Below are 14,254 nucleotides of genomic sequence, written 5' to 3'. Positions count from 1 at the left end.
GAGAATTGACTGATTCAGCTTACAAATCAAATGGGATTTATTTTGGGCAGTATGCCCTTATTTCTGCTGGATTAGTTAATAACACATATATAGTCTGATAAAAAGTTTATTTCTGCTGAAAAGCGGCAGTATCTAAAGATATGCCGATGCTTTTTGTGAAAGTATTTTTGCTTCAGACTGGCTAGGTTTTTATAAAGTTGTTATTTAATCTTTCCGGCTAATAAAAGGAGAGATTTTTTTATGCTTATTAGAGATTTTTTTATGCTTATTTTAGAGGCTGTAAATATTAAAATGAATTTTGGTGACAGGGAAATTTTATCTTTTGAGAAGCTTCAAATTAAAAAAGGTGACAAAATAGGTGTTGTTGGACGTAATGGTGCAGGTAAAACCACTCTGCTGAATATTCTGGCCGGGGAACAGCTTCCGGATGAGGGTATAGTAAAAAGATTCTGTGAGATAGCATATATAAAGCAAATGCCGGATACAGGACTTGAGGCAGACGACAAGGCTTTGAGCGAATTTAACGTCCGGGATAAGGTCAATAAGCTGATTGTCAGCGGCGGAGAGCATACCAGATTGAAAATAGCGGCTGCTCTCAGCAGGAACACCTTGCTGCTGTTTGCGGATGAACCCACTGCAAATCTTGATTTGAAAGGAATAGAAATCTTAAGGAAAAAGCTTCTGGCGGCTGAAACACTTGTGCTTATAAGCCATGACAGAGAGCTTCTTGACAGCACATGCAACAAAATAATAGAGGTGGCTGACGGAGAAATAACGGGCTTTGAAGGAAACTATTCCTTTTATGAGCAGAGAAGACAGCAAATTATTAACAGAGAATTATTCGAGTATGAAAGCTACATTAGTGAGAAAAGGCATCTTGAAGAGGCTGTAATAAACCGTAAGGCACGTGCTGAAGCAATCAAAAAAGCTCCTGCGAGGATGGGCAATTCTGAAGCAAGATTGCACCGGCGCCATTCCAATGAGATGCAGGAAAAAATACACGGTGCGACAAAGGCAGCAGAGGGAAGGCTGAACAAGCTGGAAGTCAAGGAAAAGCCCATGACACCTCCAAGTATCCGGCTTGATTTCTCACTTACAAATCCTCCGAAAAATAATATAATAATTTCCGGTAATAATTTCAGCTTTGGCTATGGGGATAAAAAATTATATAATAAGGCTGCTTTTAATGTTTATAATGGCAAAAAGCAGGCAATTATAGGAGAAAACGGTTCAGGCAAGACCACCTTGCTAAACCGGATTTATTCCTGCTTTTTTGAGAAAAAAACAAATGCTTTTAATGCAGAGGAAAATTCAGACGGGATTAATATTGTCCCAAAGGCTGAAATAGGATACTTTTGTCAAGGGCTGGAGAATCTGAATGCTTCAAAAACAGTTCTTGAAAATGCCATCGAGGAAAGCATACAAGATGAAACTACTGTAAGAACAGTACTGGCAAGGCTGCTTTTAACCGGTGATAATGTATATAAAAAAGTCGGGGTATTAAGCGGAGGAGAGAGAATAAAGGTCAGCTTCGCAAAGCTCATTGTTTCAAATGCAAATATTCTGATACTTGATGAACCTACAAATTATCTTGATATGAGGTCAATTGAAGCCTTGCAGGATATACTTTCGGAATATGAGGGAACTGTTTTGTTTGTCTCACACGACAGAGGCTTTGTAAACGCAATAGCGCAAAGGCTGCTTATAATTCAGAATAATCATATAATTGAGTTTGACGGTAAATTAAGGGACTATGAAAATAATATGTCCAAAAGGCAGGAAAATACTAAAACGCAAAAGCTTTTGCTGCAGATGCGCATTACCGAGGTACTGGCAAGGTTATCAAAATCTGATAAAAATAACGAAAGGCTTGAAAATGAATATCAGGAGCTGCTTGCAAAGCTTAGAGGGCTGTAGCCTGCCATAAGAAAGCCCTGTTACCCATATAACTGCAATATGCGCAGGTGCCGGTAAACGCGACGGCAACCTGTGCATATTGTTGGTTGGAATATATGCGGCAGTATTTTACGGCTTATCTGCATTATCTCCATAAGTATCGGTTTCTGAATTTGACGGATTATTTAAAATAGATTCAAAATCGTAGCTTTTGTTCTTGTCAGGAATTACCAGATATGATTTCGATGCAAAATAGGTGTCAAATACTTCCTTTGAGTTAATAACCTTGTTTGTCTTAGTATTCTCCACCTTATTTATATAGATAAAATAATCAATATTATCAATCCTTTTGTCTACACCATATAGCTTAAAGGTATTCATTTCAGGTCTGGACGATTCTGTAAAGGCATTAACCAGAGATAGCGTATCTGAAAGAGAAACATTTGTTATTACGTTATCAAAGGCGTAGTTAATTATGGGAATAAGCTTTGGCAATTGCAATAAATTAACCTTCTGCTTTATTAACTCATTTACGAATTTAATTTGCATTTCAGTTCTTTTTAAATCAGAGCCATCGTAATATTTTTTCCATTCAGAGGATGCACGTGAATTTGACTTTCTGAAACGTAAAAATTGCTCTGTTTTATCTCCGTCAAGCAATTGATATCCCTTTTTTAAATTAATATACAGCTTTTGTGTAGGATCGGTGTATTTCAGGTCTGCCGGAATATCAAAGTATACTCCGCCTAATCGGTCTACAATTTCCTTTATTGTATCTATCTCAAGATAAATGTAGTAATCTATGGATATACCGGTTAAATTGCTGATAGATTGAGCTGTATATTCTGTTGCTTTATGCTTTGCCTCATACTGGGAAAGCTCTTTTTTATTTTCATATTTTTTTAAACCTAAATAATAAAAGGAGTTTATTTTATAGGATGCGTTACCGCTGGGCTTTGTATCTCTGGGAACTGTTAATAGGCTTATTTGCTTTGTTTCTGGATTATAGTTGGCAATAATAATGGTATCCGTATTCAAACCGGAGGCTTCTTTGATAAGCACTAAAAAATTTATCGGATCCTTACCGGCATAACTGTCGATAGTATCCTTTAAGCCTGTATCTGTCGTATTGCCTGATGGGGTTGGAAGAGTTTGCTGATTGTCCGGAGAAGCTGTCCTTATATCTGCCATAAAAAATATGCCTGTAAAAAATAAAATAATACCGCTTATAAAACTGCACAAAAAGATTAATTTTACCGACTTCATTAATAATACTCCTTATTCCGATCTATATTCAATATACTATAGGTTTAGTAATATGTAAACTATTTAATTTTAAACAAAAATCAGCTGCTATAGGTCGGAAAGCCGGCCTAAATGCAATATTTACCTGAAAAACAATATAAGGGGCTTTCAAATCATAATTGGCTAAATAATAATACTTATTATTATAGATGCTCAGAAATTGTATTTTCATGCCTGTGAATAATAAAAACATTGTTACACATAAAGTTGCTGGTTAGCAGAAATTAGTATATAATGGATTTGATGCCACCGTTGCACTATAAAAATTTTAAAATAAATAGCTGTATCAGGAGTGAATATATGTCAGATACTCAGATAAAGGTCAAGGTTTTGTGCAATGACGAGGATGTTAAAAAAGCAGTATATTATATTATCAATTATGTAAAAAAAAGCTGGAATATATTCCCTGTTGCTATTATAATAATAATTGGTAATATTATTTATGGTATAAATAATGGATTTAATAATTATTTTTTAATATTATTAACAGTCTGCTTACTGTTGACAGTATTGCTCTATACCATTTTATATAAAAGGCCGGTCAGCAGTTATTTGGATTATTACAGGAAAAGAAAAGAGAATACTTATATTTTTTCCGACGAGGGGATACAGCTTGTTAATCAAAGTGATACAAAAATTTTTGAATGGAATAAATTTATGGGGTTTTATGAAACGCCCCAGACATTTGTTTTGTCAGATTTTAAAATGATATATTACATTTTCCCAAAGAGGTGTTTTAATAATTTTTCCGAGGTTGAACAAATAGAAAAATTATTTTCAAGTAAAATAAAAAAATTGAATAAAATGTAATAATTTGAAGAATTATGTATTGAATGATTTTTTTATTACAGAAGAAGTTCAGGAGCTTACTGATATGGTGAAAAAGCGTAAGATGACAGATTTGATGAAGGAAATCAGGAGAAGCTGGGTTATTAATCCCAGAACCAGAGTGCAAGAAAATGAATTAAAAAACAAGAAAAAGCGCAGGCAAAATGAGAGAAAATTAGAAACTGATAGGGAAGTTTAATATATTTTGTAAAATAACTATTTCTTTTAATGGCATACTATGGTAAAATAAAGGATATTTAGTACATCTATGGGGGATTAGGATATGCCGAATAGGACAGATGACAATTTTTTAAATCGTTATTTTGAAAAAAAGGAACATCTCTTTGAAAGCAAATATATGTCGTATTTTAAAATTGTAACATGTATCTTGTGTTTAATTATATATTTATTTATTATAGTCATAGAGATCCGTACCACATCAGATACAGTCACAGGTATCCTTGCTCAGTTTCAGGTTATGATTTCGGTATATTTGGTGGTAAGTGCCGTGAAAAACGGATATATAATCGGTGTTTCCATAAATGTCATCCAATTTCTTCTGGTTGCTGTAAATGTATTTTCCAGAGGCAATGTACGATCTGCACCGGGAATGATACTTCCGATATGTACTATCATAACAATAACTATTATTTATTTTTTCAGTAAACGTCTGAATCAGAAATATGAGGAGATAAAGGAGCAAAAAGAAGAGTTAGTTACGTTGTATGAGGAGCTTGCCGTTACTGAAGGCGAATTGTTCAATCAGAATAAGCAGCTGCTTGAATACAATCAGGATATGAAGGAAAACGAGGAGAAATTAAACTATCTGGCCTTTTTTGATGTTTTAACCGAGCTTCCCAACCGCAAAATGATTATTAACAGATTAGATATTCTGATTACCTTGTCATTGGAAAAGAAAATGAAATTTGCAATGATTTTTATTGACTTGGACAATTTTAAGAGAATAAACGATTCAATGGGCCATCACGCGGGAGATCTGCTGCTGCAGGATGTTGCACTGAGACTAAAGGCGGTTATACATACTGATGACATGCTGGGGCGTTTAGGCGGAGATGAATTTGCATTAATAATTCAGAGACAGCTGGAAGAGGACGAGATTTTAGAATACATTGAAAGCTTGAGGAAAGAAATTTTACATAAATTTTATATTGAAAATACAGAACTGACTATAAGTGCAAGCTTTGGAATTTCGGTATACCCGAGAGACGGGGACAATTCCACGGACTTGCTTAAATGTTCGGATACCGCAATGTACAAGGTAAAGGAAGACGGGAAAAACGGAGTCCAGTTCTTCAATAAAGAGATGAAAGACAAAATATACATGCGGATGGAGCTTGAAAAAAGATTGCTGGCGTCAATCGAAAATAACGAGCTGTATCTTGTATATCAGCCTCAATACTGTTCGGATACAAAGCAGCTGAGAGGCTTTGAAACTTTAATAAGATGGAATTCTCCCGAGTTGGGGTTTGTCAGTCCTGTTCAATTTATACCTGTTGCCGAGGAGACAAAATTCATAAATTATATGGGAAAATGGATTTTGAAAACAGCCTGTGCAAAATTTAAGAAGCTGCAGGATAAGTATAATTTTAATGCAATATTATCCGTAAATATTTCAGCGGTGCAGATAATGGAGCCTTCATTTGTTCAAATGATTAAAGGAGTTCTTGAAGAAACAGGTGTCCACCCGTATAATTTGGAAATTGAAATTACCGAATCAATTTTTATATCGTCTATGGAATATGTTATAGGTGTTCTGAATGAATTGAAGGATATGGGAATTAATATTGCATTGGATGATTTTGGAACGGGCTATTCATCTCTTAGTTATTTGCAGCTGCTTCCTATTGATACGCTGAAAATAGACAAGGTATTTATTGACAGCATTGTTGGCAAGGGGCTGGAAAAGCATATTGTAGGGCCTATTATTTCGTTAGTTCATCAGCTGGATATTTCGGTTGTTGCGGAAGGTGTAGAAAACAGTATACAGCTGGATTATTTAAAGGAGCAGAGGTGTGACTGTATACAAGGATATATATGGGGAAAGCCTCTTAATGACGATGATCTGAATAAGCTGCTTTTTCAATTGACCTCGGGAAATTCAAAGGAAAATACCGTTGAATCCAGACAAGAGCTTTTAGGGGAGTCAATAGGAGAAGCAATATGAATAAATATTCACAATTAAAGAAGCTTTAATAATGCCGGTTACACTTAGAATTTACCCAAAATATATCTGGACATAATGGATTTGAACCTTCCTGCCTGATCTGCGGTCATATCCAGCAGTACATTTATAAAATAAAGCATATCCTCCCTGTCATTAACCTTCAATAATACTTTGCTGTATCTTGCATTAATATAATGGCTCGTTATCCTTGTAAAATCAGTCTTGTTAAGAGAGTAGCCCTTAAAGTCAAAAGTTTTTTCAATCCTTTTTCCGAATTGGGCAGGTGTTTCTCCAGGCTCATAAAAAATATTCCGGGTATGCAATACTTTCAGAATATAGCTGTATCCCTCAAGAACAGATTTGTTTGGCTCAAGCCTCCTTATTTTCCGAATAGCAAAATTGTGCTTAACTGTATTTATGATGATTAATAATATAAAAGCAAGTAAAAACATGCCAAGGGATGTTAATATAATAATTATTACAAGAAAAACATTGCCTGCTTCATTTTCTTCTGAGAGGTCGGAAATATTTCCGTCATAGCCTGCACCTGCTTTATTCTTGTTCTTTTCCAGCATTTCCAGATAATCAAGATAGCTGCTGTAGCCTGAATCCGGCATTTTGTCTTCAAAGGCTTGGGAGGTAATGGTAGTATCGTAATACATTTTCCCCGTAAAGGAGGCTGTCGGTTCAAACGGAATCCAGCCAAACCCTTCAAGGTAGACTTCAACCCATGCATGAGCCTGTTCATTTGTAACCTTGAAAATTCCGTTATCTGCTTTGGGCGGCATGACATAGCCTTCAACAAAGCGGGCGGGAATGTCTATACATCTGAGAAGTACTGTCATAGCTGTTGCATAGTATGTACAGTATCCTTTTTTACCCTCAAAAAGGAAGTAGTCAACAAAATCCTTATCTATTGGAGGCCTGCCGGGTGACAAGGTATAGGGGAAATTGCTTGAAAGATATGATTCCACTGCCTTGGCCTTGTCATAATTGTTATATTCAGTTTTTGTCAGGTTCTGTGCAAGCTGTCTTACCCGAGGAGTTACTTCCTCCGGCAGCTGAGTGTATCTTTCGTATATATTATAAGTTCTTGAGATAAAATCCTTCATTTCTTTATTTGATATAATTCTTTCATTAAACAGTTTTGAGGTTCTGTCTGTATATGGAATCTTTACTAAGCCGGACATATTCAGAACAAAAGAGGGGCTTTCTCCAGCATAATATTTTTCAAGGAGGTTTGAGAAATACCCTTTATAGCTTTTTCTTAATATTGATTTAAGCTTGTCGCTGTTCAGCATTAAATTATTGTATTCTGCTGTATATATAAAGCCTCTGCTTTGCTTGCCGCTTGAAGATATCATTTGTTCATTGTCGGAGAACAGGGTCTGAAAGTTTCTGAAGGTAATTGCATTTGTTTTTAACGGTACAAATATGGATTTGGTTTTTATATTTTCAAACTCTATTTCCGTTTTAACAGGCTTGAAAATTTCATCATTATCCAGTGAGCCTGTCTCGATAAATATCCCGTCGCAAAATTCTTCGGCATCTTGATTTAATTGAATTGTGTAGTTGTTCCGGGAGGTTCCGAGCTGTGTCAATTGTTCATTATTGTCATACCAGCCGTGACCGTTGTAAAATGCCTTTGAAGAAGCCTTGAGATATAATTTTGAAGATTCTGATTTTACATTCATAACATGAGCTTTATTCAGCTTTATATTTCCTCCTAATCGGCTGTTATTTCCGAAGCCTGTTGCTTCAATTGAAAAATAATCAAAGTCAGCCCTGTCTTTTTCAAAAAAATAATTAGCTGCATTATCAAACTTTTCGTCCAGCCAGGATATTTCGATTCTGTTGCTGCCGACAGGAAGAGAAAGGCTGAAGGCTATGACTAAAATGCAGACAGGAAGAATACACACAAGATACATGAGCTTATTTTCAATAACATAAGTTGATTCCTTGCTTCTTCTTTTTAATATATGAAAAAAGTAATACAGTAAAAATGAAAAGAGAGAAAGAATAAATGATATGTCGCTTACAAAAACCTCGAATTGTAACTGGACAAAAAACACGCAAAACATCATACATGTAAGGACATAAAAATTATATGCTTTTATAGAAAAAATGAAAACAAGCAGAGTGACAAAAGAAACAAGAAGCAGTAAAATCAAATTGGCATAAAGGGGAGAGGTTTCGTCAGTATAGCCATTGCAGACATTAATAAACCAATTGTAAAAATTATTCAACCAATTTCCCATATCAGTTATTCCGATAATAAAAATCAAATACAGTGCTCCTGCGGCAGAGGCAGCAAATAAAACCAGAGAGGCTGCAAGCGTAGTAATTTTATTTCTGAATATCACAAAATACAGTAAGGTAAACAGGATAACGGCAATAAAAACAGTACCGCTCAAATCAGCTGTCATAAAAAGTGATGTATATAAGGTCTGGCAAATTCCGGATGACATAAGCATTACAAGAAATAAATATGCTGATTTGCTGATCCTGTTTTCATGCGACATAATTTTTAACCTCCAAGCACCGTCTTTAAATTGTCATTTGGGTTGATAGTATATGCTTTCACACCAATCTCAGGCAAATTGTCCAAAATATCATCGACAATATTGTCTTTTTCGTCAGTAACTAGCTTTGGCGAAATATAAACAAGGCATATAGTGTGATTTGAAATTTGAGCATTATAAATTTCATTGTAAAGCTCAATATCTAAAATACCTGTAAATATAATCATATCCTCCGAACTGCTCCGGTTCTCATAATGCAGCTTTACAATATCGGCAAGGGATACCTGCTGGCGGAAGCTTATTGAAGACAAGGTTTTATATATATAGTCAAACTCCGCCTGATTTGATGCTTTAATGATGTCCATTCTTTCATCGAAGCACATATAGCTTACAGAGATATTTTTATACAAGTAATAATGTACAACTGCAATTACTGCTTCAATGAGCTTGTCTTCTATAATGGTATTAATTTCGTCCGAATACCTGTTGCGTCTTAAATCCAGCAGTATATTTACATTTACGTCGGTAGTGCTCTGGTAATTTTTTATCATAAGGCTGCCGTTTTTTGCAGTTTGCTTCCAGTGGATTTTTCTGAGACTGTCTCCGTAGGTATAGTTACGAAGGTCCTTAATATTGTTTATATCCTCAAGCATACCCTGCGAAAAGGTCTGAGAATCGGCGCAGCTGTTTGTAAATATATCAAAGCTGTCAAGATACTCAATTTTGGGATAAACGATAATTTTTTTTGTTTCAGGGATTTTATACTTCAAACGGATAAGACCTAAAAAGTCCTCTATGTAAATATCACTTATACCGATTTCGTATTGGCCTCTATACTTGCACACCATATCAAAAGCAAATTCCTTTTTTGAAAACGGGGTAATAGTAAGGCTTTGGGAATAGCTGTCTGCATTAAACAGTGAATGCGAGCCGAAGAAGGACACAAACACATACGGGAAAATTAAAAAATCCTCATTGCAAAGCTTTATAATAAGCCTTACACTTTCACCCTTGACGATAATTCGTTTTTCAATATCCTGAACGAACTTAAATCTTATATAAACATAAACAGTATATCCGGTTGAAACAAAAAGCAGCGTTATCATAGTATTAAAAAAGAAAGAGGAAACAAATCCGCCGAAATTATATTTAAAAATTATTGATAAAAAAATTAATAATATGAAGGTAATTCTATTTTTTTTCATAATCATGGCTAAACCGCATCCAGTAAAAATTAAATAATACCGGATAAGCTCGGCATCTCCCTCGCTTAGTTTTGATATCAATCCGTCTGAGCCTTTTTAAATGTATCTGACAAGGGTATATAAACCTTGTCTATAATTGAGGCTAGTATATCCAGTGCTGAAATTTTCTTTAATTTTGCTTCCTGCTTCAATAAAATCCTGTGGCAAAGTGTAGGAAGCAGCATTTTTTTTACATCCTCGGGAAGGACATAGTTTCTTCCGCTGTAATATGCCCAAGCCTGTGCTGCGCGGCAGACTGCAAGAGAGCCTCTGGGACTTGAGCCCAAGGCTATGAATTCATTCCTCCTTGTCAGATTGACTATCTCCACAATATAGTTTTTCAGGGTATTGTCTATGTGTACCTGCCTGACTTCATTCTGAACAGCTATGATATCCGAGCTGTCAGCGACCGGCTCTAGTGTTTCCAAAGGATTTTCCTGAAGAAATCTTGAAAGTATGTATACTTCCTCACCTGACTCGGGATACCCTAATGATATCTTTATAAAAAAACGGTCCATCTGAGCTTCCGGAAGGGGATAGGTACCTATATAGTCTATTGGATTCTGAGTTGCCAAAACCATGAAGGGCTTTGGAAGCTTATATGTAATTCCGTCAACTGTCACTTGCTTTTCTTCCATTATTTCCAGCAAGCTTGACTGGGTTTTGGGAGAGGTCCTGTTTATTTCATCTGCCAGCAATATCTGGCACATGGCACTTCCCGGTCTGTATTCAAATTCACATGTTTTCTGATTATAGATAGAAAAGCCTGTGATATCGGAAGGAAGAACATCGGGGGTAAATTGAATCCTTGAAAAGGATGCGGAAACAGACTTTGCCAGTGCGGAAACCAAGCTGGTTTTACCGACTCCGGGAACATCCTCTAAAAGGACATGGCCATTGCAAATAAGTGCAATCACAGCCAGCTCAATTGCATTTCTTTTTCCTACAATGACTTTCTCAATGTTATCGCAAATTTTTTTTAAAAGGACTGAATTATCATTCATAATAACCTCCGAATTATAACTTATTAATTGATTGCGACTTTTCTTATAAGCTGTTAAATATTTTAAAATTAATATATGATAATTATAATAAACAATCTTTATTTGTACCACATAATTATACAACTTTTACAAATAATTTTACAAAAAAACAATAAAATGCAATTGTATTGCGGGCAGCGAAAAAACAAACCCTGCAAGGTGCAAAATAATTCAATACTGTAATTTATTGTCCTCTGTTTTTTATCCCAAGCATACCTTGGGATATATTTCCGGTAGAAATAAATGTGGTATTTTCAGCCGTAAACCTATATTTCATATATGCAAGCAGTTTTTCCCTGTATCTTCCTGTATGCCGGCTGAAAACTATTTATTTACAATAAGCAGAAAATGTGCTAATATACTCTAGGTACAAAATGCATTTAACCATGAACTACGTTTTTGGGTTCTCCGTCCAATTACCTGGTTTATGGCGATTAAAATTATTATATTTGGAGGTATTTTGAAATGACAAAGGATTTAAAACAGGAAATTATTAACAAGTACCAGCTGCATGAAGGTGATACAGGCTCACCTGAGGTTCAGATTGCAATTCTTACTGAAAGAATCAATCACCTTAATGAGCACCTGAGAACTCACAAAAAGGATCACCACTCAAGAAGAGGTCTTCTTAAGATGGTTGGTGCCAGAAGAGGCTTGCAGAACTATCTTATGAAAAATGATATTGAAAGATATCGTGCAATTAACGAGAAGCTGGGTCTAAGAAAATAATGTTATTGAAATAGGCAGGCTTTTAGTCTGCCTGTTTTAATTTAGTAGAAATTTTAAATAATAAGTTTCTTAAAATATCGCAATAATACTATTAGTACCAAGGATGACTAGCCGGCAGTATGGCTGCAAGAGAGTTCTTGTCTCTATACAGGAAAGGCAGATACTTTAAGATTAACCTAAAGTCATATGACTATGGACGGTAGAAGGTAGATTGTGCGCCAAATTAGAATTTGACGCAGAATCTACATGCTACATGTCTATAGTTTTGTAATAGAAAATAATAACTATTTTAAAACATAGGAGGAGTAACATGTTTAAAACATTTAGTTTGGAATTGGCCGGCAGAACGCTTACCGTAGAAACTGGAAAGCTGGCTCAGCTGGCTAATGGAGCAGCATTGGTAAAGTATGGAGACACAGCTGTAATGTGTACGGCGACGGCATCGTCAAAACCAAGAGACGGTATTGATTTCTTCCCGTTGAGTGTTGACTACGAGGAGCGTTTATATTCAGTAGGCAAAATTCCCGGAGGATTTACAAAGAGGGAAGGAAAGCCGACAGATAAGGCGATTTTAACCTCGAGAGTAATCGACAGACAGATAAGGCCTTTATTTCCAAAGGATTTGAGAAATGATGTAACGGTCATCAGTACTGTTATGTCAGTTGATCAGGACAATTCACCCGAGGTGGCATCAATGATCGGTGCTTCAATAGCCTTAAGTACATCGGATATACCCTTTAACGGGCCTACAGCCGGAGTTGTTCTTGGGCTGGTTGACGGTGAGGTTATCATAAATCCGAACGAGGAGCAGCGTGAAAAGAGTCAGATGTATGTTACTCTTGCGGCAACCAAAGAGAAGATTGTTATGATAGAGGCTGGAGCAGAAATGGTTCCTGATGATGTAATGCTCGATGCATGTAAAAAAGGCCATGAGGTTATAAAAGAAATATGTGCTTTTATAGACAGTATAGTAAAGGAAATCGGTAAAACAAAGTTTGCATATGAGTCGGCAGAAGTACCCTCTGATTTATTTGCGGCTGTGAAGGCTTTGGGATACGAAAAAATGCGTTCAGCAGTTTTAGCTGTGGATAAGCAGGACAGAGACCAAAAAGTAAATGAATTGACAGAGGAAGTCCAAGCTGCTCTTGCAGAGGAATATCCTGATATGCAGGCTAAAATAAATGAGTGTATATACAAGCTGGAAAAGAAAGTTGTTCGTGAGTATATTTTAAAGGAAAGAAAGCGTGTTGACGGAAGAAGTCTGGATGAAATCAGGCCTCTGAGTGCCGAAGTCAGTCTGCTTCCTCGTACACATGGCTCAGGCTTGTTCCAGAGAGGCCAGACACAGGTATTGACTACTTGTACTCTTGGTGCCATGGGCGATGTTCAGAAAATGGATGGTATTGACACAGAAGAAACAAAGAGATATATGCATCATTATAATTTCCCCGGCTATAGTGTGGGTGAGGCTAAAACCTCAAGAGGCCCCGGAAGAAGAGAAATAGGTCATGGTGCTCTTGCAGAAAGATCCCTTGTTCCGGTTTTACCTTCCGAAAAGGAATTTCCGTATGCCTTCAGACTGGTATCAGAAGTATTAATGTCGAACGGCTCCACTTCTCAGGGAAGTGTATGCGGAAGCACTCTGGCATTAATGGATGCAGGTGTTCCTATTAAAGCACCTGTAGCAGGTATATCTGCCGGATTGGTTACAGATGAAGAAAATCCTGATAATTTTGTTACATTTATGGATATACAAGGTATTGAAGACTTCTTCGGCGATATGGATTTCAAGGTGGCTGGAACAACAGAGGGTATTACCTCTATCCAGATGGATATAAAGGTTGACGGATTGAGCTATGAAATTATTCGTCAGGCATTTGAGCTTACAAAAAAGGGCCGTTTGCAGATAATTAACGAGGTTATCCTGAAGGCTATTCCTGCTCCGAAAAAGGAGCTGTCAGAGTATGCTCCCAAAATTATAACAACATATATAAATCCTGATAAAATAAGAGATGTAATTGGGCCTGGCGGAAAAATGATTAATAAGATAATTGCAGAAACAGGAGTCAAGATAGATATAGAAGAAGACGGAAGGGTATATATACTTACACCGGATGCGGCTGCGGCACAGAAAGCATTAAAAATAATTCAAGGCATAGCAAAGGATATTGAACCCGGTGAGATTTATATGGGCAAGGTTGCCAGAGTTACAACCTTCGGTGCTTTTGTTGAAATACTTCCGGGTAAGGAAGGTCTTGTGCATATTTCAAAGCTTGATACAAAGAGAGTTGATAAAGTAGAGGATGTTGTAAGCGTAGGCGATGAGCTTCTTGTAAAGGTAATGGAAATTGATAAGCAGGGAAGAATAAATCTTTCTCATAAGGATGCCTTGTCAGAAAACAGCTGATTCATCAAAATAATCGACATATAAAATGTTATTTTGGGGCGTAAACTGCTGTTTACGCCCATATTACTGTATAATAAATAATATTGTAGGATTAA

10 protein-coding genes are annotated in these 14,254 nt (G+C 36.3%); 6 read left to right on the top strand and 4 right to left on the bottom strand.

Going from position 1 to position 14,254, the window contains the following annotated elements; genetic code table 11:
* Nucleotides 1-240 precede the first annotated feature (240 nt).
* Nucleotides 241-1,917, top strand: a complete 1,677-nt coding sequence (gene abc-f / locus LY28_RS09595; protein ID WP_340162538.1) for a ribosomal protection-like ABC-F family protein — start codon at nt 241-243, stop codon at nt 1,915-1,917.
* A gap of 108 nt (nt 1,918-2,025) precedes the next feature.
* Here abc-f and LY28_RS09590 read toward each other — a convergent pair whose 3' ends face one another.
* Nucleotides 2,026-3,162, bottom strand: a complete 1,137-nt coding sequence (locus LY28_RS09590) for an LCP family protein (RefSeq protein ID WP_110461969.1) — start codon at nt 3,160-3,162, stop codon at nt 2,026-2,028.
* Between the two features lie 339 nt (nt 3,163-3,501).
* Here LY28_RS09590 and LY28_RS09585 point away from each other — a divergent pair, with 339 nt between their 5' ends.
* The 3 genes from LY28_RS09585 (at nt 3,502) to LY28_RS09575 (ending at nt 6,214) form a co-directional block, all read left to right on the top strand.
* The gene (locus LY28_RS09585) at nt 3,502-4,011 is read left to right on the top strand and encodes a YcxB family protein (protein WP_165835543.1); all 510 of its coding nucleotides are present in this window, start codon (nt 3,502-3,504) and stop codon (nt 4,009-4,011) included.
* A 19-nt stretch (nt 4,012-4,030) separates the two neighbouring features.
* Nucleotides 4,031-4,228 carry a hypothetical protein gene (locus tag LY28_RS09580; RefSeq protein WP_110461967.1) on the top strand — a complete coding sequence of 66 codons (198 nt, stop codon included), beginning with the start codon at nt 4,031-4,033 and terminating at the stop codon, nt 4,226-4,228.
* 84 nt (nt 4,229-4,312) lie between these two features.
* Nucleotides 4,313-6,214, top strand: coding sequence for a putative bifunctional diguanylate cyclase/phosphodiesterase (locus LY28_RS09575; protein ID WP_110461966.1), 1,902 nt, complete (start codon nt 4,313-4,315; stop codon nt 6,212-6,214).
* Between the two features lie 44 nt (nt 6,215-6,258).
* Here the strand turns inward: LY28_RS09575 and LY28_RS09570 are convergent, their stop codons facing one another.
* The 3 genes from LY28_RS09570 to LY28_RS09560 form a co-directional block, all read right to left on the bottom strand.
* Nucleotides 6,259-8,736 carry a transglutaminase-like domain-containing protein gene (locus tag LY28_RS09570; RefSeq protein ID WP_110461965.1) on the bottom strand — a complete coding sequence of 826 codons (2,478 nt, stop codon included), beginning with the start codon at nt 8,734-8,736 and terminating at the stop codon, nt 6,259-6,261.
* A 5-nt stretch (nt 8,737-8,741) separates the two neighbouring features.
* Nucleotides 8,742-9,947, bottom strand: coding sequence for a DUF58 domain-containing protein (locus tag LY28_RS09565; RefSeq protein WP_242981206.1), 1,206 nt, complete (start codon nt 9,945-9,947; stop codon nt 8,742-8,744).
* Nucleotides 9,948-10,018: 71 nt separating this feature from the next.
* Entirely contained in the window at nt 10,019-10,984 is a 966-nt protein-coding gene (locus tag LY28_RS09560) for an AAA family ATPase (protein WP_110461964.1), read from the bottom strand.
* 504 nt (nt 10,985-11,488) lie between these two features.
* Between LY28_RS09560 and rpsO the strand changes: the two genes are divergently transcribed.
* Both rpsO and LY28_RS09550 read left to right on the top strand, forming a co-directional pair.
* Nucleotides 11,489-11,752 (top strand): 30S ribosomal protein S15, encoded by a 264-nt coding sequence (gene rpsO, locus LY28_RS09555; RefSeq protein ID WP_110461963.1) that lies wholly within the window; start codon nt 11,489-11,491, stop codon nt 11,750-11,752.
* Between the two features lie 310 nt (nt 11,753-12,062).
* Nucleotides 12,063-14,159, top strand: coding sequence for a polyribonucleotide nucleotidyltransferase (locus LY28_RS09550; protein ID WP_110461962.1), 2,097 nt, complete (start codon nt 12,063-12,065; stop codon nt 14,157-14,159).
* Nucleotides 14,160-14,254 lie beyond the last annotated feature (95 nt).

Origin of the sequence: Ruminiclostridium sufflavum DSM 19573, from assembly GCF_003208175.1 — a bacterium.
Lineage (GTDB): Bacteria > Bacillota > Clostridia > Acetivibrionales > DSM-1351 > Ruminiclostridium > Ruminiclostridium sufflavum.
The sequence above is the reverse complement of the archived record's forward strand: the minus strand, read 5'-3'. Positions and strand labels throughout refer to the sequence as shown.

What these genes read in the sequence shown, in the direction of transcription:
- abc-f (WP_340162538.1), top strand. Translation starts at nt 241, where the DNA reads ATGCTTATTAGAGATTTTTTTATGCTTATTTTAGAGGCTGTAAATATT.
- LY28_RS09550 (WP_110461962.1), top strand. Translation starts at nt 12,063, where the DNA reads ATGTTTAAAACATTTAGTTTGGAATTGGCCGGCAGAACGCTTACCGTA.
- LY28_RS09570 (WP_110461965.1), bottom strand. Translation starts at nt 8,736, where the DNA reads ATGTCGCATGAAAACAGGATCAGCAAATCAGCATATTTATTTCTTGTA.
- LY28_RS09565 (WP_242981206.1), bottom strand. Translation starts at nt 9,947, where the DNA reads ATGATTATGAAAAAAAATAGAATTACCTTCATATTATTAATTTTTTTA.
- LY28_RS09585 (WP_165835543.1), top strand. Translation starts at nt 3,502, where the DNA reads ATGTCAGATACTCAGATAAAGGTCAAGGTTTTGTGCAATGACGAGGAT.
- rpsO (WP_110461963.1), top strand. Translation starts at nt 11,489, where the DNA reads ATGACAAAGGATTTAAAACAGGAAATTATTAACAAGTACCAGCTGCAT.
- LY28_RS09575 (WP_110461966.1), top strand. Translation starts at nt 4,313, where the DNA reads ATGCCGAATAGGACAGATGACAATTTTTTAAATCGTTATTTTGAAAAA.
- LY28_RS09560 (WP_110461964.1), bottom strand. Translation starts at nt 10,984, where the DNA reads ATGAATGATAATTCAGTCCTTTTAAAAAAAATTTGCGATAACATTGAG.
- LY28_RS09590 (WP_110461969.1), bottom strand. Translation starts at nt 3,162, where the DNA reads ATGAAGTCGGTAAAATTAATCTTTTTGTGCAGTTTTATAAGCGGTATT.